Source organism: Agrobacterium sp. 719_389, assembly GCF_900188475.1.
GTDB classification, from domain to species: Bacteria; Pseudomonadota; Alphaproteobacteria; order Rhizobiales; family Rhizobiaceae; genus Agrobacterium; species Agrobacterium radiobacter.
Genome location: NZ_FYEM01000002.1, coordinates 142,616 through 163,414 on the forward strand (window position 1 = coordinate 142,616; position 20,799 = coordinate 163,414).

17 protein-coding genes are annotated in these 20,799 nt (G+C 60.6%); 9 read left to right on the forward strand and 8 right to left on the reverse strand.

Annotated features, from left to right (window positions below; all coding sequences use genetic code 11):
- Positions 1-5: 5 nt before the first annotated feature.
- The 3 genes from CFB10_RS04385 (at position 6) to pbpC (ending at position 7,843) form a co-directional block, all read left to right on the forward strand.
- The gene (locus tag CFB10_RS04385) at positions 6-194 is read left to right on the forward strand and encodes a Trm112 family protein (RefSeq protein WP_026364035.1); all 189 of its coding nucleotides are present in this window, start codon (positions 6-8) and stop codon (positions 192-194) included.
- 117 nt (positions 195-311) lie between these two features.
- The gene (locus CFB10_RS04390; protein ID WP_020012193.1) at positions 312-5,768 is read left to right on the forward strand and encodes an alpha-2-macroglobulin family protein; all 5,457 of its coding nucleotides are present in this window, start codon (positions 312-314) and stop codon (positions 5,766-5,768) included.
- Positions 5,765-7,843 (forward strand): penicillin-binding protein 1C, encoded by a 2,079-nt coding sequence (gene pbpC / locus CFB10_RS04395; RefSeq protein WP_020012192.1) that lies wholly within the window; start codon positions 5,765-5,767, stop codon positions 7,841-7,843. Before CFB10_RS04390 ends, pbpC begins: the two co-directional genes overlap by 4 nt.
- Positions 7,844-7,931: 88 nt before the next feature.
- Here the strand turns inward: pbpC and CFB10_RS04400 are convergent, their stop codons facing one another.
- Both CFB10_RS04400 and CFB10_RS04405 read right to left on the reverse strand, forming a co-directional pair.
- Positions 7,932-8,231 (reverse strand): hypothetical protein, encoded by a 300-nt coding sequence (locus tag CFB10_RS04400; RefSeq protein ID WP_026364034.1) that lies wholly within the window; start codon positions 8,229-8,231, stop codon positions 7,932-7,934.
- A 646-nt stretch (positions 8,232-8,877) separates the two neighbouring features.
- The gene (locus tag CFB10_RS04405; RefSeq protein WP_020012190.1) at positions 8,878-10,041 is read right to left on the reverse strand and encodes a M20 aminoacylase family protein; all 1,164 of its coding nucleotides are present in this window, start codon (positions 10,039-10,041) and stop codon (positions 8,878-8,880) included.
- Between the two features lie 224 nt (positions 10,042-10,265).
- Between CFB10_RS04405 and CFB10_RS04410 the strand changes: the two genes are divergently transcribed.
- Together CFB10_RS04410 and CFB10_RS04415 are read left to right on the forward strand one after the other, a co-directional pair.
- Positions 10,266-11,321 carry a D-alanyl-D-alanine carboxypeptidase family protein gene (locus CFB10_RS04410; protein WP_020012189.1) on the forward strand — a complete coding sequence of 352 codons (1,056 nt, stop codon included), beginning with the start codon at positions 10,266-10,268 and terminating at the stop codon, positions 11,319-11,321.
- Between the two features lie 192 nt (positions 11,322-11,513).
- Complete coding sequence (locus CFB10_RS04415; RefSeq protein ID WP_020012188.1) at positions 11,514-12,650, forward strand: GTP-binding protein; 1,137 nt, start codon at positions 11,514-11,516, stop codon at positions 12,648-12,650.
- A 211-nt stretch (positions 12,651-12,861) separates the two neighbouring features.
- Here the strand turns inward: CFB10_RS04415 and CFB10_RS04420 are convergent, their stop codons facing one another.
- The 5 genes from CFB10_RS04420 to CFB10_RS04440 all read right to left on the reverse strand — a co-directional run bounded on the left by CFB10_RS04420 (position 12,862) and on the right by CFB10_RS04440 (position 16,770).
- Positions 12,862-13,110, reverse strand: coding sequence for a sulfurtransferase TusA family protein (locus CFB10_RS04420; RefSeq protein WP_020012187.1), 249 nt, complete (start codon positions 13,108-13,110; stop codon positions 12,862-12,864).
- The gene (locus CFB10_RS04425; RefSeq protein WP_020012186.1) at positions 13,107-14,405 is read right to left on the reverse strand and encodes a murein L,D-transpeptidase family protein; all 1,299 of its coding nucleotides are present in this window, start codon (positions 14,403-14,405) and stop codon (positions 13,107-13,109) included. The genes CFB10_RS04420 and CFB10_RS04425 overlap by 4 nt, the downstream gene beginning before the upstream one ends.
- Before the next feature lie 192 nt (positions 14,406-14,597).
- A complete protein-coding gene (locus tag CFB10_RS04430) occupies positions 14,598-15,551 on the reverse strand; it encodes an acetyl-CoA carboxylase carboxyltransferase subunit alpha (protein ID WP_020012185.1) in 954 nt (317 codons plus the stop codon).
- A gap of 62 nt (positions 15,552-15,613) precedes the next feature.
- Positions 15,614-16,600: a site-specific tyrosine recombinase XerD gene (xerD, locus tag CFB10_RS04435; RefSeq protein WP_020012184.1), complete on the reverse strand. Its 987-nt coding sequence runs from the start codon at positions 16,598-16,600 to the stop codon at positions 15,614-15,616.
- Positions 16,597-16,770, reverse strand: coding sequence for a hypothetical protein (locus tag CFB10_RS04440; protein ID WP_003509868.1), 174 nt, complete (start codon positions 16,768-16,770; stop codon positions 16,597-16,599). Before CFB10_RS04440 ends, xerD begins: the two co-directional genes overlap by 4 nt.
- 188 nt (positions 16,771-16,958) lie before the next feature.
- Here CFB10_RS04440 and CFB10_RS04445 point away from each other — a divergent pair, with 188 nt between their 5' ends.
- Together CFB10_RS04445 and aroB are read left to right on the forward strand one after the other, a co-directional pair.
- Positions 16,959-17,540, forward strand: coding sequence for a shikimate kinase (locus tag CFB10_RS04445; protein ID WP_003509869.1), 582 nt, complete (start codon positions 16,959-16,961; stop codon positions 17,538-17,540).
- 5 nt (positions 17,541-17,545) lie between these two features.
- Positions 17,546-18,679: a 3-dehydroquinate synthase gene (gene aroB / locus CFB10_RS04450; protein WP_020012183.1), complete on the forward strand. Its 1,134-nt coding sequence runs from the start codon at positions 17,546-17,548 to the stop codon at positions 18,677-18,679.
- 25 nt (positions 18,680-18,704) lie between these two features.
- On the opposite strand, the gene CFB10_RS04455 is transcribed toward aroB, so the two are convergent.
- A complete protein-coding gene (locus tag CFB10_RS04455) occupies positions 18,705-18,986 on the reverse strand; it encodes a BolA family transcriptional regulator (RefSeq protein ID WP_026364032.1) in 282 nt (93 codons plus the stop codon).
- A gap of 114 nt (positions 18,987-19,100) precedes the next feature.
- Between CFB10_RS04455 and CFB10_RS04460 the strand changes: the two genes are divergently transcribed.
- Positions 19,101-19,736, forward strand: coding sequence for a J domain-containing protein (locus CFB10_RS04460; RefSeq protein WP_020012181.1), 636 nt, complete (start codon positions 19,101-19,103; stop codon positions 19,734-19,736).
- 68 nt (positions 19,737-19,804) lie between these two features.
- Positions 19,805-20,794 (forward strand): cobaltochelatase subunit CobS, encoded by a 990-nt coding sequence (gene cobS / locus CFB10_RS04465; protein WP_003509875.1) that lies wholly within the window; start codon positions 19,805-19,807, stop codon positions 20,792-20,794.
- Positions 20,795-20,799 lie beyond the last annotated feature (5 nt).

The window sequence follows — 20,799 nt, forward strand, 5'->3', positions numbered from 1 at the left end:
CCGCCATGGACGACAGGATGAGCAGTGTCGACCCCAAGCTGCTGGAGCTTTTGGTCTGTCCTTTGACGAAGGGGCGTCTTTCTTATGATCGCGTCCGCAACGAACTCATTTCCGAAAGTGCAAGGCTTGCTTACCCGATCCGCGACGGCGTGCCGATCATGCTGATTTCGGAAGCGCGCAAGATAGAAGACTAATCTCCCCGGTTATCACCTCCACACATTGCGTGTCGCGAATTGACGAAGATGCGTTGACAACCATGCGTGGATTTGACCAGAGTCCCGCCCGACATATCTGATGCGGGGAGAATACTGATGTCGTTGCGCGCGCTCGTCCGGATTTCGTTGGTTGCGGTCTCGACCGCCCTCATTTTTCCGCCAGCCATGGCGGCGGAGCCCTCCCGCAAGGTTGTCACCACCCAAAACGGCGATTATTTCGGTTTCGATCTTCGCACCGAGCAGAATGTCTCGTTGGAGCAATGCGGCGAGATTTGCGTTGGCGATACCGCCTGCAAGGCCTTCACATACAATCCCAAGGTGAAATGGTGCTTCCTCAAATCGGATTTCAATCAGCTGAACGCCTTCCCGGGCGCAGTTGCCGGCAAGATCGTGGAAGTGGCAACGGAAACCGATATCGGCGCGCCGCAACGCCTGTCCTTCGTCACTGACAGCCTGCAACAGGAAGCGCGCCGGTTGAAATCCGGCCTTGCTGCGAATGATGGTGAAGGCGGACAGGGCGTGGAAGCCCTCTTGCAGACGGCGCGGCAGCAGGCGGCCGCGGGCAACATTCCCGATGCGGTCACCACCTATAAACAGGCGCTTGCGATCACGCCCGACGACGGCGCGCTCTGGGCGGAGCTTTCGGAAAAAGCAGCGCAGGTCACCGACAATTATTCGATTGCCGGGCAGGCTGCTTCCGCCGCCATCAATGCCTACCAGCTGAGCCGCACCGTCAGCGCCCGTACCGAAGCCCTGAACCGGCTGGCGAAGGCTTTCGAAAGAACCCAGAATTATCGCGCAGCACTCAACGCCTATAAGGAGAGCCTTGCGCTGTCAGACAATGCGCAGACCAAGGCGGCCTATGCCGACCTGCGCACGCGTCAGGGTTTCCGCGTCATCAATAATACCGTGGATACGGATAGCGTCAGCCCGCGCGCCTGCGTGCAGTTTTCCGAGCCGCTGGTGAAGAACGGTGTCGATTATTCCTCCTTCATCACGCTGGATGGGGCAGCCCCCAAGGCCATCGAAGCGAAGGGCAGCGAGATTTGCGTCGAAGGCCTCACCCATGGCCAGCGTTACAAGATCGCGCTGCGCGCCGGTCTGCCTTCCTCGGTGGAAGAACCGCTGGAAAAACAGGTCGATCTCGATATTTACGTGCGTGACCGTGCCGCGAGCGTACGCTTCACGGGTGAGAATTTCGTGCTGCCGGGCACGGCGCGCCGCGGCATCCCCATTGTTTCTGTTAACGCCGACAAGGCCGACCTGAAGCTTTATCGTGTTGGCGACCGCAACATCACCTCGCTGCTCACAAACTCACAGTTTCTGACGCAGATGGATGGCTACAACGCCGACCGCATTGAAAACGAGATCGGCGAACTCGTCTGGCAGGGCTCGATCGATATTCAGCCCGATCTCAACATGGATGTGGTGACGAGCTTCCCGGTGGATGAGGCCTTGCCGGAGCGCAAGCCCGGCATCTATGTGCTGACCGCCGTGCCGCCTGGCACCGCGCCGGAAACGTGGGATTCCCGCGCCACGCAATGGTTCCTGGTGTCGGATACCGGCATCACCACCTATGCTGGAACCGATGGGCTGAATGTCTTTGTCCGAGCCCTTGGCAGCGCCAAGCCGCTTGCGGACGTGGATTTGCAGCTGCTCGCCAAGAATAACGAGGTGCTGGGCACGGCGAAAACCGATGCGGACGGCCGCGCGGTGTTCTCGGCCGGCCTGATGCGCGGCACTGCGGCGCAGGCGCCTGCCATCCTGACCGCGCGTAACGGCGACAAGGACTACGTCTTTCTTGATATGACCCGCGCAGGCTTCGACCTCTCGGATCGCGGCGTGACGGGACGTGCAGCGCCCGGCGCGATCGACGTGTTCAGCTGGACCGAGCGCGGCATTTACCGCGCCGGCGAGACCGTGCACGCCGCAGCGCTTGCCCGCGATGTCGACGGCAAGGCAATCGAGGATCTGCCGCTCACCTTCATCTTCTCGCGTCCGGATGGCGTCGAGGACCGGCGCTTCGTCAGCGACGGCAAGGCGCTGGGCGGTCATGCGGTCGATCTGCCGCTGCAGGCAAATGCCATGCGCGGCACCTGGACGTTGCGCATCCATACCGACCCGAAAACGGCTGCGATCAGCGAAAAGAGCTTCCTCGTCGATGATTTCGTGCCTGACCGCACGGAATTCGATCTCTCAAGCAAGGCGAAACAGATCGATCCGGGCGCGGAAACGGCAATCGACGTCGATGGCCGTTATCTCTATGGCGCGCCCGCCGCCGGCCTGACGCTTGAAGGCGAGGTCGCGATCAAGCCGACGCGCACGAGCGCCGATTTCGAAGGTTATTTCTTCGGCCTGGCGGATGAGGAAAGCGAAGAGGAAAACCGCACCGCGCTCGCCGACCTGCCGGTGCTGGACGAAGAGGGCAAGGCGAGTTTCAATGTTGACCTCACCGATCTGCCCTCCACCACGCAGCTTCTTTCCGCCAACATCACTGTGCGCATGCGCGAAGCCGGCGGCCGCGCCGTAGAGCGCTCGCTGACGCTGCCCATCAAGGCAGAAGCCTCTGTCATCGGCATCAAACCGCAGTTTTCGGGCGATCTCGCCCAGAATTCCGTCGGTCGTTTCCATATCATCGGCGTCAGCGCCGATGGCGCCAAACAGGCGATGAGCGGCCTCAACTGGAAGCTCATCAAGGTCGAGCGGAACTATCAATGGTATCGTCAGGGCAACTCCTGGCGTTACGAGCCGGTGGAATATACCAAGCAGCAGGAAGCGGGCACCTTGTCCGTCGATGCCAATGGCGGCGAGATTTCCGTACCCGTCACCTGGGGCCGCTACCGGCTGGAAGTGGAGGGTTCGGGTAATGGCGCACCGGTTTCCAGCGTCGAATTCGATGCCGGTTTCTACGTCGAGGCAAGCTCGACGGAAACGCCGGATGCACTGGAAATCGCCCTCGACAAACAGAGCTACAAGATCGGCGATACGGCCAAACTCAAGGTGTCATCGCGTTTTGCCGGTGAGTTGATGGTGACATCCGGTTCGGAAAAACTGATTGCCGTGCAGAATGCCGAGATCGGTGATGATGGCGGCGAGATCGACATTCCGGTCACCGAGGAATGGGGAGCGGGCGCTTATGTCACCGCCACGCTGTTCCGCCCCGGCGATGCGCAGGAAAGCCGCATGCCGATGCGCGCCATCGGCATCAAATGGCTTGCCGTCGATCCGGCCGAGCGCAAGCTTGCCGTCACCCTTGGCGCGCCGCAGAAAACACTGCCGCGCCAGCCGCTTGAAATTCCGATCACGGTTGCCGGCGCTGGCGTCGGCGAAAAGGCTTACGCCATCGTTGCGGCCGTCGATGTCGGTATCCTGAACCTCACCCGCTATGAACCGCCGAAGCCGGATGAATGGTATTTCGGCCAGCGCCGGTTGGGGCTGGAAATACGCGACCTCTATGGCCGCCTGATCGATGGTTCGCTTGGCGCCACCGGTCGGCTGCGCACCGGCGGTGACGGCGGCGGTGCGGCCCTTCAGGGCAGCCCGCCCACCGAAAAGCTGGTGGCCTTCTTTGCCGGTCCGGTTGAATTCGACGCTAACGGCAAGGCGACGGTGAGCTTCGATATTCCGCAGTTCAACGGTACGGCTCGCATCATGGCGGTGGCCTGGACGAAGACGGGTGTCGGCCACGCGGTTTCCGATGCCATCATCCGCGATCCCGTGGTAGTCACGGCGAGCGCGCCGAAATTCCTTGCCCCCGGCGATGTCTCGCAATTGCGGCTCGATATAGCCAATACCGATGGCGAGGCCGGCGATTACCGGCTGGATGTGACCAGCAACACGGCCTTGACCGTCGATCAGGGAGAGATGTCGCAGACATTGGCGCTGCAGAAAGGCGGCAAGTCTTCGCTGACGGTTCCGTTAACGGGTGAACAGCCCGGCAATGGTGCGATCACCATCAAGGTTTCCAATGCCGCGGGTGTTTCGCTGGAGCAGGTTCTGAACGTTCCTGTGCGTCCGGCTGTCCTGCCGGTGACGACACGGCGCGAAATCAAGATTGCGCCCAATAGCAGCCTGACGATCAATGGCGATCTTCTGGCCGACAGCATGCTGCTCGGCTCTTCCGTGGCCGTCAACGTCACGCGCTCGCCCGCCTTCGACATTCCGGCGCTGGTGATGATGCTGGACAAATATCCTTACGGCTGCGCCGAGCAGACGACGAGCCGCGCTTTGCCGCTGCTTTATGTCTCGGAACTGACGAAGGACAGCGGCATGGCGGAGGACCCGGATACCCGCAAGCGGGTGCAGGAAGCGATCTACCGCGTGCTGTCCTTCCAGTCGAGTTCCGGCAGCTTCGGGCTCTGGTCGCCTGGTTATGGCGATCTTTGGCTGGATGCCTATATCAGCGACTTCCTGACGAGGGCGCGCGAGCAGAATTACGACGTTCCTGAAGCTGCCATGGTGCAGGCGCTGAACAACCTGCAGAACGGCCTGTCCTATGACAGCAATGTCAAGGATCGCGGCAACGAGATCGCCTATTCGCTTTATGTGCTGGCGCGCAATCGCAAGGCGGCGATCAACGATCTCAGATATTACGCGGATACGGCGCTTGCCGATTTCCCGACGCCGCTTGCCAAGGCGCAGGTTGCCGCAGCCCTTTCGCTTTATGGCGATCAGGCCCGTTCGAAGACCGTGTTCGGCGCTTCGCTCGATATGGCAAGCCGCGCCACCAATGTCAGCTTCGCGCGTGCGGATTATGGTTCCGCCCTGCGCGATGGTGCGGCGACGCTGGCGCTTGCGGCCGAAAGCCGGCCGGTTCCGGCCGTGGTGCCGCAGCTTGCCGGTGCCGTGGCCAAGGAATGGGAAAAGAAGCCCTATACCAGCACCCAGGAGCAGGCATGGATGCTGCTTGCCGCCCGCGCCGTCAAAGGCGAGGACAAGGATATCCGTCTCGATGTGAATGGTGATTTGCAGACTGGCGGTTTCGGCAAGCGGCTGAGCGGCGATGAATTGCTGGCCGCACCGCTGAAGATCGCCAATGCCTCGGCCGATCCGGTCACGGCTGTCGTCACCACGGTGGCGCCGCCAGCGCAACCGCTGGCCGCTGGCGGTGAGGGCTTTACCATCACCCGCACCTATTATTCCATGGATGGCGAGGAGGTGAACCCGAGCGAGGTCACCCAGAACGAGCGTTATGTGGTGGTGCTGAACGTCACGCCACAGAATAACTGGCAGGCGCGCATTCTCGTAACGGATCTCTTGCCCTCCGGCTTCGAAATCGACAATCCGAGCCTCGTCAATTCGGCCGAGCTGTCAAATTTCGACTGGTTGCCAGAAACGGAAGCGGCGCATACCGAATTCCGCTACGACCGTTTCGTGGCGGCCTTCGATCGCTCGGCCGGCGACAGTTCGGAAATTGCGCTCGCCTATGTGGTCCGCGCCGTCATCCCCGGCACCTATGATCATCCCGCAGCTTCGGTTGAGGATATGTACCGGCCGCAATTTGCCGCCCGCACGGCAACGGGCCGCATGGAGGTGCGTTCGGCAACCCCATGAGGCGGAAAAAGGCAATCATCGCCGGCATCGTGACGGCCGCGTTGCTTCTGGGCGGCGCGGCCTTCGGTCTCGATGCGCTCGACAAGGCCTATCCGCCGCCGCTCGAGGCCGCACGGCAGCGATCTTTCGAGGTGCTGGATCGCGATGGCAGGCTGTTGCGGGCCTTTGCGACAGCGGATGGCCGCTGGCGGCTTAAAACCACGGCGGCCGAGGTCGATCCGCAGTTTATGCGCATGCTGGTCGCTTACGAGGATCAGCGTTTCTACGATCATCACGGGGTCGATCCCTTAGCGCTTTTGCGCTCCGCGTGGCAATTGGCCAGCAACGGCCGGATCGTTTCCGGCGCATCGACGCTGTCCATGCAGGTGGCGCGGCTGATCGAGCCGCGCGCCGACCGGTCATTCTCGGCGAAATTGCTGCAGGCCGTGCGTGCTCTCCAGATCGAAAGAAGGCTCAGCAAAGCTGATATCCTCGACTTATATCTGAATATCGCGCCCTATGGCGGCAATCTCGAAGGCGTCAGGGCCGCGAGCCTTGCCTGGTTCGGCAAGGAGCCGGGCCGGCTGGATACGGCGGAGGCGGCTCTTCTGGTGGCGCTGCCGCAATTGCCGGAAAAACGCCGCCCGGATCGTTTTCCAGAGGCGGCGAGGCAGGCGCGGGAGCGCGTATTGCAACGGCTTGCCGTCGAGCGCGTGGTGGGCGATGGGGAGGCGGCGCGGGCGGCTCTTGCAGATGTGCCTTCCAGCAGACGCGATCTTCCCTCCTATGCGCCGCATATGGCCGTTGCCGCACGGGCGAAATTCCCGAATAACGCCAAAGTGCGCTCTACGCTGACGCTGCCGATTCAGCGGGAACTGGAAGATGTTGCCCGCCATGCGGCGGAAAAGCTTGAGGACAAGGTCTCCGTCGCCATCGTCATGGCCGACGCGCAGACCGGCGATATTCTGGCGGAGGTCGGTTCGGCGGATTATCTCGATACGGCAAGACGCGGTTTCGTGGAGATGAGCCGGGCGGTGCGTTCGCCGGGTTCCACCCTCAAGCCGTTCATCTATGGCCTCGCCTTTGAAAATGGCCTCATTGGGCAGGAAACCATCATCGAGGATCGCCCGGCTGATTTTTCCGGCTACCGGCCGCGCAATTTCGACATGCATTACCTGGGTGATGTCAGCATCCGCCAAGCGCTGCAGCTGTCGCTCAATGTGCCGGCCGTGAAGCTGCTCGATGCGGTCAGCCCCTCGGCGCTGATGGTGCGGTTCCGGCGGGTGGGGGTTCGGCTCGTGCTGCCCTCCAGCGAAGCGCCGGGGCTCGCCATCGCCCTTGGTGGCGCCGGCATTTCTCTGGTCGATCTGGTGCAGCTTTATGCCGGGCTTGCCGGCGGTGGTGATCCCGTGCGGCTTGGAGATGGTGTTCGCTCTGCCCCGGAACGGCTGGAGGGCGACCGGTTGTTCTCCGATGCCGCTATCTGGAATGTCTCTGATATTCTTTCCGGCGTGCTGCCCCCGCTCGGCATGAAACAGCGCGGCATCGCCTACAAGACCGGCACCAGTTATGGATATCGCGACGCGTGGTCGGTTGGCTATGACGGGCGGCACGTCATCGGCGTCTGGGTTGGCCGTGCTGACAATGGCGCGGTGCCGGGCATTGCCGGATACGCAACGGCGGCCCCGATCCTGTTCGAGGCTTTCGCAAAATCCGGCGTGGCGGTGACGCCGATGCCGGCCGCACCCTCCGGTGTCGCCCGCCTTGCCGCGAGCGACCTTCCCGCCAACCAGCGGCGTTTCACCACAACGGCCAGCGGACTGCTTGCGGCATCGAGGCGGGAAAGCGCCCCGCGCATCGTTTACCCACCGGAAGGCGCACGGGTGGAACTCTCCGGCCAGTCAGGCATTTCGCCGCTGGTGCTCAAGCTGCAGGGCGGGCGCGCACCCTTCCGCTGGCTTGCCAATGGCTTGCCTTTGCCGGATGCGTCTCACCGCCGCAACAGCGAATGGCGACCGGAAGGGCAGGGATTTTCCACACTCACGGTAATCGACGCCGATGGCCGTGCTTCGAGTGTACGGATTTTCGTCAAATAGCAGGGACGTCCAACTCAACAAAGGGTCGCCCCCGTGCTTGCGTCGTACAAGCCCGCGAGCGTCTCATCAGTTCTTTTCGCCGCCTTGCCTATTGCGCCACATCGAATGAATGGCGGTCGATCCGCTCCTGAAGCGAAGCCACGACGGCTTGCAGAAACTCCCGGCGCCTGGGGTTGGTCGTCGCCGTCAACGTTATCTGTAACCGGCTTCTGATCCTGTTCAGAAAGCCAACGTGATTGAAACTATCGGCGGCGATATTGACCTCCACCTCGTCCATGTAATGCGCCAGATGCGGTTCCAATACGAGATTTGCATCCGTCTGGTAGCAGGCAGCCATCTGTTCCCCAAGCGTAGACACCTGCACATATGGACCATATTCGTCGATCATCAAATCTCCTTCCTCTAGCGCAAACAATTCTGACAGGCGCCTCATCATCACTGATAGGAAATAGGAAGCAATTGCCGGCTTTCAACGTTCCCTTTTGAAGCTTTGAATTTTCCGTGTTCGTGAAGGATGTCGCCGATACTTCGGTCGAGGCAGAGACGTGTCAAATGGCCGGCGGCTGCGCCGGGTGAGGCTGCGCTCAATCTACATCGTTGTTTTTACTAGATTTTACAGGAAAAATGGTGTCCACGAGAGGATTCGAACCTCCGACCCCAGGATTCATACCGCTTCGGCTTTCGCCGCCGTCCCGCCGTTGTCGGGCAAGACGTTCGTGGTCTGGACTGTCCCTTCACCATGGGCCGTCAGGCCTTTAGGTGCTGCCCATCCAGTCTCTACACCTTCACCGGATTTCTCCGGAGCTTGGCTCGGGATTGGCATGCTGGAAGACCAGCGAAGCTTTCCCCGACTTTGAGCAGATCGATTGCGTCGTTTCCGGGCGCAACCCCCAATTTGTCTTAGGAATCCTGTGCTCTATCCTGCTGAGCTACGTGGACACTGAATTGCTCTTTAACCTGACGATGCCTGCGGATCAACCGCGATCTTTATCGCGGCTGATCTCCTCCTCGGCTTTCTTCACTTTCGCCGGCAGTCAGCTTGTCAGACGCTGTTCAGCCAGTTTCACCCAATAGGAAATGCCGTAGGCGATGGCCTCATCGTTGAAATCATAGCCGGGATTGTGAAGGCCTGCCGAATCGCCGTTGCCGATGAAGATGAAGCAGCCCGGTCTTTCCTTCAGCATGAAGGAGAAATCTTCACCCGCCATGGAAGGATCGACATCGGGGTCGACATTTGGTTCGCCCGCCACATCGCGGGCAACAAGGATGGCGTGGTCGGTCTCGGTGGCGTGGTTGAAGGTCACCGGGCAATAACGCTCGTAGACGACTTCCGCTTCCGCTCCGTTGGCAAGGGCAATGCCTTCCGCCATCTGCTTGATGCGATCCTGCGCCAGATCGCGCACCGTTTCATCCAGGCTGCGCACCGTACCGGCGATCAGCGCCTCGTTGGGGATGATGTTGTGGCTGGAGCCGGCGTGAAAGCGGGTGACGGAGACGACGACGGAACGGATCGGATCGGCGTTGCGCGAGGCGATCATCTGCAGGTTGCCGACGATCTGCGCGCCGATGGTAATCGGATCGATGGTGCGGTGCGGCTGTGCCGCGTGGCCGCCGCGGCCCTTGACGGTAATCGAGAACTTGTCGGGCGCGGCCATGATGCCGCCCTTGCGGATGGCGAAGGCGCCGAGCGGAATGCCCGGCATGTTGTGCATGCCATAGACCTCGTTGATGCCGAAACGCTCCATCAGGCCGTCCTCGACCATGGCAAGCGCGCCGGCGCCGCCTTCTTCCGCCGGCTGGAAGATGACGGCGATGGAGCCGGCGAAGTTGCGGGTCTCGGTGAGATATTTGGCCGCGCCGAGGAGCATGGCCGTGTGGCCGTCATGGCCGCAGGCATGCATGGCGCCTGCGGTTTTGGAGGCCCAGGGCTTGCCGGTTTCCTCCAGAATGGGGAGGGCGTCCATATCCGCGCGAAAGCCGATGGTGCGATTGCCCGGAAGATTGCCCCTGATGACGCCGACCACACCCGTGCGGCCGAGACCGGTCACGATTTCGTCAACACCGAAAGATTTCAGCTTCTCCGCAACGAAGGCTGCGGTGTTGTCGACATCATACAAAATCTCGGGATTTTCATGCAGGTGATGCCGCCATTCGCTGACTTCCTGCTGGAGTTCGGCGGCTCTGTTCAAAATCGGCATTCGTTCATTCCTGGGTTCATCGGTACGGCGTGTCGTAAAATCCTATCCTCCGTGGTGGATAGTGCGCCGCATAATTGACGTAATCAATGTACTTTGCCATTGCTAGGACATATATGGTGAATATTGCCATTCCCCGACCGAAGACGGGAATTCGAGGACTAGCCTTGCCACAGACTTTCAAATCGCCAAACGCCGCCCGGCGGCTCTCCGCAGCTATTGCCATCATGACCGCAGGCCTCGTTGCCGCGGCGCCCGTGGCGAATGCCAATCCGAAAATGGTGGTCGATGTCAAAACCGGCAAGGTGATTTCCCACCAGGAAGCCTTCCGCAAGTGGTACCCCGCCTCGCTGACCAAGCTGATGACAGCCTATATCGCCTTTTCGCAAATGAAGGCCGGCAAGATCAGTCCGCAGACGGAAGTGGTGATGAGCAAGAAGGCCGCCGACCAGCCGGCCTCGAAAATGTATTTCAAGCCGGGCCAGAAGCTGACGATGGACAGCGCCTTGAAGCTGCTGCTCATCAAATCCGCCAATGACATCGCCGTGGCGATCGCCGAGACCATCGGCGGCACCAGCGATAATTTCGTGGCGCAGATGAATGCGCAGGCGCAGCGGCTGGGCATGAGTTCCACCCGCTACATCAATGCCAATGGCCTGCCCGGCAAGGGGCAATATACCACCGCCCGGGATCTGGCGCTGCTGGCGCTGATCATCAAGCGGGAATTTCCGGAATATGCCCATTATTTCTCGCTGGAGGGCGTCAGCACCGGCAAGAAGAACTACGCCAATTTCAACATGCTGGTCGGCCGCTTCGATGGCGCTGACGGCATGAAGACCGGCTTCATCTGTGCCTCCGGCTTCAACCAGGTATCGTCCGCCGTGCGCAATGGCCGCTCGGTCATCACGGTCGTGCTGGGTGCGGACAGCCTTGCCGGGCGCACCGACCAGTCGGCCGATCTGCTGCAGATGGGCCTGACGGCCCCTTCTGGCCAGGGCGTTTCCCTCGCCTCGCTGGCGCCCTATGGCGATACGGCCGATGTCAACGATATCAGCGCCGAAATCTGCAATCCGAAGGCCGCCAAGGTGCGCAGCGAAAGCCGCGATGAGGCTGGCCGCATGGTCATCCATTCGCCCTATGTCCAGGAAATGACCCGCCCGCCGGAATATTCCTTCGCTGGTCTCATTCCGGGCAGCGAGACCGTGGCGGTGAATGCCACCAAGGGAGCCGGCAAGGGCGAACTTGCGAACGTGCCGATCCCGATCCCGCGCCCGACATTCTGATGATCGGTGACGATCTCGCGGGCAAACCTCGCGGTTGATATGCACTTTGTGTATTCGCAGGCCAATGATGTTATGATATTACAATGTCGCTCGTGGCTTCCAGCCTCGGGCGATTTCTTTTAGCTCCATGCGGCTCCGGGTTTCGCGTCGTCCAGTGACCTGCCGGAGCGGCCATCAACATACAGGCAAGTCATGTCTCGCGATCGCATCCCGGTTTCCATCATCACCGGATTTCTCGGCGCCGGAAAATCGACGCTGCTCAACCGGCTTCTCAAGGATCCCGAGATGAGCGATGCGGCGATCATCATCAATGAATTCGGCGATGTCAGTATCGATCACATGCTGGTCGAAAGCGCCGGCGAGGGCATCATCGAACTGGCGGAGGGTTGCCTCTGCTGCACGGTACGCGGCGAGCTGGTGGATACGCTGGCGGAACTGATGGATGGCATCCAGACAGGCAAGCTGAAGCCGGTAAAACGGGTGGTGATCGAGACCACAGGCCTTGCCGATCCCGCCCCCGTCATGCAGTCGGTCATGGGCAACCCCGTCATCGCACAGAATTTCGTGCTGAACGGCATGATTACGGTGGTGGATGCCGTGAACGGCCTTTCCACGCTCGACAATCATCAAGAGGCGGTGAAACAGGCGGCCGTGGCCGACCGTCTGGTGATGACCAAGCGCGCGCTTGCCAATGCCGCCACGATTTCCGCGCTGACAGCCCGCCTCCAGATTCTTAATCCGCGCGCGACAATTGAGGATGGTGACAAAACCGACTGGAGCGCTGCGGGTCTTCTCGATAACGGCCTTTACGATGCCGGCAGCAAGAATGCCGATGTCGGCCGCTGGCTGGGCGAAGAGGCGGCAGACGATCACCACCACCACGACCATGATCATCACCACAATCATGACGACCACGACGACCATCACCATCATCACGATGTGAACCGGCACGACGCCTCCATCCGGTCCTTCTCGATCATCCACGACCAGCCGGTCAGCCCGATGGCGATCGACATGTTCGTGGATTTGCTGCGCTCGGCGCATGGTGAAAAGCTCCTGCGCATGAAGGCGATCGTCAAGCTGTCGGATAATCCGGGCCGGCCGCTGGTGCTGCATGGGGTGCAGAATATTTTCCACACGCCCGAGCGTCTCGCGGCCTGGCCGGACCCGGCTGATCAGCGTACGCGCATGGTGCTGATTACGAAGGATTTGCCAGAGGCGTTTGTAAAGGACCTGTTTGCCGCCTTCACAAGCGCACCGGGTATTGACCGGCCGGACAGGCAGGCGATGACGGATAATCCGCTGGCGGTTTCGGGGTTGCGGTTTTAGGGCGTGTCGTGATGGTCTAGGTCGGCGGGTGTGGTTCACCCCCCTCTGTCCTGCCGGACATCTCCCCCTCAAGGGGGGAGATCGACTTGCGGCTAGGTCTCGCCCATCTTAACCGTTGCGAATGTAGTGGCGACGGCGCATCTTGCTGATCTCCCCCCTTGAGGGGGAGATGCCCGGCAGGGCAGAGGGGGGTAAAACACCGGCGACACCGTCAAATGTCGGTTTCCCCGCCCTTCACAATCCGAAACCGATGCCCCTTATCCAGCGCAGTGGTTTCCACCAGCCTATGCCCATCCTCATTGCACATATGCGCAATATCGATCACCGCCAGTGGATCGGTCGTCTCGACGGTCAGAACATCTCCTGCCTTCAGGCTTGCGAGTTTCTTGCGGCTTCTCAAAACCGGAAGGGGGCATTTAAGCCCCCTCAAATCATAAACGATGTCGGCCGTGTCGCTCATTCCTTGGCCCAGAACTTCCAGAACGGCTTCTTCTCCGGCGCTTCGGGTGCAGGCGCTGCGGAATAGGCAAGCGGGTTCATGGTCGGAACCGGAACGCTCTGGACGGCAGCGCCAGTCTGACCGGCTGCGGCGGGGGTGGCGGAGGCAACCATCGTCGGTGCTGCGGGCGCCGGGTTCGATTGCGGTGCGGTGGCGGGCTGGACAGCCGAAGGGCGTGGGCCGCGCAGCGCGGAGGCGGTTGCGGTCGTCGCCGGTGAGGACGACGTGACCTGCTGCGCCTTTTTCTCCATCAGCGCTGCATATTCCGTTTCCTTCATCAGCTTGCCGGCTTTCAGCGCCGAACCGGTCGGTGCATAAGCGGGCTCGCGGCCCTTGCGCTTTTCGGCAACCAGCGCCTTGCGCTCCGCCTCGCTCGGGTCGTACCAGGCCATGCCGTCATATTTCTTCATCGCCGTTGCATAGGCGAGATCATAGGTCTTCTCATAGCTCGAAAGCGCGCTTGCGAGTGCCGGCGGCGTGCTCATCGGCGGGCACTGAGCGGCGGCGTTGAAACTGCCGCCCTCGGTCTGCTGGTTGAAGACATATTTCTTCTCGCAGACATTCACTTCCGGCGGGCGCTTGGTGACTTCAAAATTGTCGTAACCGACCTTCAGCATCTTCCAGAATTCGAGGTGTTCGCTCTGGCGATGGCGAGCCATGTTTTCCGCCGTCATGCGGAAGGGGAAAGCCTGCAGCTGCACGGTTTTCTGGCCGCCCTTGAAGGCGTCACGCGCAAAACCGTAGATTTCAAGAATCTGCGCATCCGTCATCGAATAACAGCCTGACGATGAGCAGGCGCCATGGATCATCAGGTTGGTGCCGTTGCGGCCATTGGCGGCATCGTAACGGTTCGGAAAGCCGGTGTTGATGGCGAGGTAATATTTGGAATTCGGATTGAGATGCGCCGGCGTCAGGTTGTAGAAACCTTCCGGCGCCTGCCGGTCGCCTTCCTTCACCTTGGGGCCGAGTTTGCCGGACCATGCGCAAATCTCGTAGCCGGCGATCTTCTCGAAACGGTTGTCGCGTCTGGCCTTCCAGATTTCCAAGGCACCTTCTTCCTTGAAGATGCGGATCATGATCGGCGAGGTGCGGTCCATGCCCCTTTTGTCGATCTCGGCCAGGATGGACGGAGACAGCGGGTAATCGACCTTGTTCTTGACGTGGGAGACGTCGCGCTCAACGGTTTCGAGCGTATCGTTGCAGCCGGCAAGAACGAGCGCGGTGCAGGCAAGAAGTGCAAAATGTGTCAAACGCATGATCTGATCCGAAAGACGATGGCACGAAGCGGCGGCAGTTCTACACCGTCCCGTGTGTATTTTAAATACGGTATTAACCGTTTACATCTTCTTAACTCAAATCGGATCCGCCCCCGCGGCCGCCGATACATCTTTTGATGTGACCGGACTATGGCCGAGTTGGGGCGATATTCAAGGAAAATAAGGCCGGGCTTAAAGGTTCCGGCCAATATCCAGGAATTTCTGGCGGCGTTCAGCGCGCAACTGGGTGCCGGAGCGCTGGGAAAGATCGGCCAGAGCCTTGGCGATGACGTCACCGGTTGCACTGATGACCGTTTCCGGGGCGCGATGCGCGCCTCCGATCGGCTCCGGAATGATTCCGTCGATGACACCGAGCGATTTCAGGTCTTCCGAAGTGATCTTCATGTTGGTCGCGGCTTCCTTGGCGCGGGTCGAATCGCGCCAGAGAATGGAGGCGGCGCCTTCCGGTGAGATCACCGAATAGATCGCATGTTCGAGCATGTAGACGCGGTTGCCGGTGGCGATCGCGATTGCGCCGCCCGAGCCGCCTTCGCCGATGACGACGGAGACGATCGGCACCTTCACGTTGAGGCACATTTCCGTCGAGCGGGCGATGGCTTCGGCCTGTCCGCGCTCTTCCGCGCCAACACCGGGATAAGCGCCAGCCGTATCGATGAGGGTGATGACAGGCAGCGAGAAACGGTCGGCCAGTTCCAGCACGCGGATCGCCTTACGGTAACCCTCCGGGCGCGGGCTGCCGAAATTGTGCTTCAGGCGGCTTTTGGTGTCGTTACCCTTTTCCTGGCCAATGATGGCGACGGGCTGACCGTTGAAACGGGCAAGGCCCGCCTGAATGGCGGCGTCTTCGGAAAATTTGCGGTCACCGGCGAGCGGCGTGAAATCGGTGAACAGCGCCCTGGCGTAATCGACGAAATGCGGACGCTGCGGATGGCGCGCGACCTGTGTTTTCTGCCAGGCGTTCAGCTTGGAATAGATGTCCTGCATCGCGTCGTTGACGCGCGATTCCAGGCGGTTGATCTCCTCCGAGGTGTCTATGCTCTCGTCTTCATCGGCAAGCTTCTTCAGCTCGATGATCTTGCCCTCAAGGTCCGAGATAGGTTTTTCGAAGTCGAGATAATTGTGCATGAGATCCGTTTCCGATCGTTTTGCGCAAGGTTTGACCGGATTATCCGGCGGTTCCGGTCGCTCTAATCAAGGTTTTTGCCCTGTTTGGCAAGGGGGTGATGTGTTTGTACCAGCTCTTGCAGGCGTTCTTCCAGCACATGTGTATAGATTTGTGTCGTTGAAATGTCGGAATGGCCGAGCAGTTCCTGCACCGCGCGCAGATCAGCACCGTTCTGCAGAAGGTGGCTGGCAAAGGCGTGGCGCAGCACATGCGGCGATATCACGGACGGGGTCAGACCCGCGCGAATGGCGATGTCCTTGAGGTCGCGCGCGAAGACCTGGCGGGGCAGGTGCCCTTGTCTGCTGCTGGAAGGAAAGAGCCAAGGGCTCTCCGTGGCTTCGGCTTTTTTGGGCGCCTTGTCTTTTTCCTGCACGAGCGCCTTTCGGGCGGCTTCGTATTTTTCCATCGCTTCGATGGCGGCACGGGAAAGAAGCACCATGCGGTCCTTGTTGCCCTTACCGCGGATCATCAGGAAGCGGCCTTCCTGGCGCAGCACCTTTACGGGAAGTGACACGAGTTCGCTGACACGCATGCCGGTGGCATAAAGCAGCTCAAGCAGCAGATGCATGCGGATGCGGGCAAGCTGGCCGGGACCTGCGGTCGCCGCCTCTTGCGCCGCGAGCCCAAGTAGCCTGTTCACATCGGCGACACTCATCGTTTTCGGCAGGGCGAGGCCTTTCTTGGGCGCATCGATGATGCCGGTCGGGTCGTCACCGCGCAGCCCTTCCGAATAAAGAAAGCGATAAAACTGCCGCATGGAGGAAAGGCGTCTTGCCTGCGAAGTTGCGGCAAAGCCCTGAGCGGAAAGGTGGGTCAGGTAAGCGGAAAGGTCTGGTGTCGCGGCATCGGTCAATGACTGGCCGCGGCGGCTGAGAAATTCACTGAGATCGGCGAGGTCGCGCTCATAGGAAGAGAGCGTGTTGGCGGCGGCGCCGCGCTCGGCGCTCATCATTTCCAGAAAACTCTCGAGCCACGCGCCGTCGCGCCCTGTCGCCGGTTGCCGGCTCATGGGGTGCGCCTTGCCGGTTCTGTCGCCGGCGGATTCAGCCGCTCGGAGGGGATGCGCACCGTCACCTCGCGGTCGCGCGGCTTGACGACCATGACGAGCAGCACCATGCCGCCATAGATCAGCCCCGCGATGGTCGCCAGTATCATCGTGAAGCGGAAGAGGGTGGGCATGGCGGCTCCGTAAGGGTGGCGGTCGAAATCTATATGCGGTGCGGCGAAAGCGGCGACAAGATCAAAATGGCCGCTCCGCCCAGCGCCGCATGCGGCGATGATTGTGATTCACCGCAATTCAGTCAGCAATTTGGCTTGACGCTTCGTAAACATTTGCAGATATCCATGCCAAACGGGCTTTCAAATTTATGAATGAAACGAATTTATCCGTCCCGGCCACACTCGGGGAGCAAGCGCGGGCAAAGCTCGGACGGCGCAACATCGTCTTCGTCGGGCTGATGGGGGCTGGAAAGTCGGCGGTGGGCCGCATGGTCGCCCAGCAGCTCAAGGTTCCTTTCATTGATACGGATGTCGAAATCGAGCGCGTATCGCGCATGACGATATCGGAACTTTTCGCCACCTATGGCGAAGAGGAATTCCGGGCGCTGGAAACGCGGGTCATCAAGCGCCTGCTGCGCGGCGGGCCCAAAGTCATTTCCACCGGCGGCGGCGCCTTTATCAACGACAATACCCGCCGGCACATTACGCGCGGCGGCATTTCATTTTGGCTGAAGGCCGATCTCGAGGTGTTGTGGGAAAGGGTCAACAAGCGCGACCACCGTCCGCTTCTCAAGACCGAAAATCCCAAGGCCACCCTGGCGGCGCTGATGGAGAAGCGCTACCCGATCTATGCGGAGGCGGACATGACCATCGAGTCCCGTGATGTCCGCAAGGAAATCATCGTGACCGAAGTGCTGACCGCCATAGCCGGCATCGAACAGAAAGACTGACCACCATGACGCCTTCCGAAATCCACGCCGATGAACGTCTCGTCCATGTGCCGCTCGGCGAGCGCGCCTATGACATTCTGATCGGGCCTGGCCTGATCGGCCGGGCGGGCGGCGAGATTTCGGCACGGCTGAAGGGCAGGCGCGCGGCGATCATCACCGACGAGCATGTCGCGCCGCTTTATCTCGAAGGCCTGATGGATGGCCTGCAGACTGACGGCATCGAGGCCGTTTCGCTCACCCTGCCGGCTGGCGAAAAGACCAAGAGCTTCGAACACCTGGTTACCGTCTGCGATGCGGTTCTGGCAGCAAGGGTGGAGCGCAACGATGCGGTGATCGCACTCGGCGGTGGCGTTATCGGCGATCTCGCCGGTTTTGCGGCGGGCATCGTGCGCCGTGGCGTGCGCTTCGTGCAGATACCGACCTCGCTGCTGGCGCAGGTCGATTCCTCCGTCGGCGGCAAGACCGGCATCAACACCCGCCACGGCAAGAACCTTGTCGGCGTCTTCCACCAGCCCGATCTGGTGCTGGCGGATACGGCGGTGCTCGATACGCTGAGCCCGCGGGAGTTCCGCGCCGGTTATGCCGAAGTCGTCAAATATGGCCTGATCGACAAGCCGGATTTCTTCTTCTGGCTGGAAAAGAACTGGGATGAAATCCGTACCGGCGGCCCGGCCCGCATCCAGGCGATTGCGACCAGCTGCCAGGTCAAGGCCGATGTGGTGGTGGCCGATGAGAAAGAAAACGGCGTGCGTGCGCTTCTCAATCTCGGCCACACTTTCGGCCATGCGCTGGAAGCGGCGACCAATTACGACAGTAAACGGCTGGTGCACGGCGAAGGCGTCGCCATCGGCATGGTGCTGGCGCATCAGTTTTCCGCCCGCCTGAACCTCGCAAGCCCTGATGATGCGGCCCGCGTCGAGGCGCATCTGAAGGCAGTTGGCCTGCCGACCACGATGAAGGATATTCCCGGTGAGTTGCCGCCGGTCGAGACGCTGATGACGGCGATCGCGCAGGACAAGAAGGTCAAGGGCGGCAAGCTCACCTTCATCCTCACCCACGGCATCGGCCAGTCCTTCGTGGCCGACGATGTTGCGGCGTCCGAGGTGCAGTCCTTCCTGTCGGAAAAGCATCCGGGTTAAGGCCGCGAGACAAAGGAAGCCGTGCCTAGAACCGCACCGCTTCCCCCGGCGCCGCCGCCTCGATCGCCAGCGCATGCAGCCCGGCGTCGAGTTCCGGCTTTAAAAGTGCGTTGATCGCCCGGTGGCGTTCGACGCGAGACTTGCCGGAAAAGCTTTCAGACACTATCTGAACACGCATATGCGTCTCGCCTGTGCCGGTCATGTCCGGCTGGTGGCCCGCATGCATCTGGCTTTCATCTACGACCCTCAAGCGTTCGGGTGAAAAGCTCTCCCGGAGCTTGGTTTCTATGCGGTCTCGCAGGGACATGCGACGGGCTCCATTCTTGTTGGCTGGTCTTGAAGGGGGCTACCTAAAAGCCAGCAACATTCCGCTTTGTCAATTCTTGTTGTGCAGCTTTTAGCACCCCATAATCAGGGCATCATGAAACTGGATTCGAAATATTTCGATCGCATCCGCACGCGCCGGAAAAGGGAGCGGGAACCTGAGGTTCAGGCCCCAACCTGCCAGTGGGACGGATGCGACAAACCGGGTATTCACCGGGCACCCGTCGGCCGCAATGCCGAGGGGCAATTCTTCCTGTTCTGTTTTGAGCACGTGAAGGAATACAACAAGGGCTATAATTATTTTTCCGGCCTCTCCGACAGCGAGATCGCCCGTTACCAGAAGGAAGCGATCACCGGCCATCGCCCCACCTGGACGGTCGGCGTCAACAAAACGGCCCGCGATAGCCCGCTGCATTCCACGCTGCGTTCCGGCACGGCCAGCGGCAATGCCCGTATCCGCGATCCTTTCGGCTTTGCCGGCGGTTTTGCGGGCGGCGCAAAGGCAGGCGGCACCCGCCTGCAGCAGGACCGCAAATTGAAGACGCTTGAGGCAAAAGCCTTCGATACGCTTGGTCTTTCTTCCAGCGCAAAGCAGGAAGACATAAAAAGGCGCTACAAGGAGCTTGTCAAAAAGCATCATCCTGATGCTAATGGTGGCGATCGTGGTTCGGAAGAGCGTTTTCGGGCTGTTGTTCAAGCATATCAATTGTTAAAGCAGTCAGGTTTCTGCTAAGCCAACTTATGTGTTTACCGCCTGATTGATGATGTGGCCGGGTGGCTGCCGCCCGCCTTGGAGACGTGATGAGCAAAATCGACCTTGATATTTCCAACCTGCCCGACACGACGGTGTCCGTGCGGGAGGTTTTCGGCATTGATACGGATCTGCGGGTCCCCGCCTATTCGCAGGGCGACGCCTATGTGCCTGACCTTGATCCCGACTATCTTTTCGACCGCGATACGACACTCGCGATCCTTGCCGGTTTTGCTCACAACCGACGTGTCATGGTCTCCGGTTTCCATGGCACGGGTAAATCCACCCATATCGAGCAGGTCGCTGCGCGCCTCAACTGGCCCTGCGTGCGCGTCAACCTCGACAGTCATGTCAGCCGTATCGACCTCGTCGGCAAGGACGCCATCGTTCTGAAGGACGGCAAGCAGGTTACCGAATTCAAGGACGGCATTCTGCCCTGGGCCTACCAGCACAATGTCGCGCTCGTCTTCGACGAATATGATGCCGGTCGCCCGGACGTGATGTTCGTCATCCAGCGCGTGCTGGAATCTTCCGGCCGCCTGACGCTGCTCGACCAGAGCCGCGTCATCCGTCCTCACCCCGCCTTCCGCATTTTTGCGACCGCCAACACGGTCGGCCTTGGCGATACGACGGGCCTCTACCACGGCACGCAGCAGATCAACCAGGCGCAGATGGACCGCTGGTCCATCGTCACCACGTTGAACTACCTGCCGCATGAGCAGGAAGTGAATATCATCGCCGCCAAGGTGAAGAGCCTCGACAATCCGAAGGGACGCGAAACCGTTTCCAAGATGGTGCGTGTGGCCGATCTCACCCGTTCGGCCTTCGTCAATGGCGATCTTTCCACCGTCATGAGCCCGCGTACCGTCATCACCTGGGCGGAAAATGCGGAAATCTTCGGCGATCTCGCCTTTGCCTTCCGCGTGACCTTCCTCAACAAGTGCGACGAGCTTGAGCGCACGCTGGTTGCCGAACAGTATCAGCGGGCCTTTGGCGTCGAGCTGAAGGAAAGCGCCGCGAACATCGTTCTCAGCGCCTGATCGTC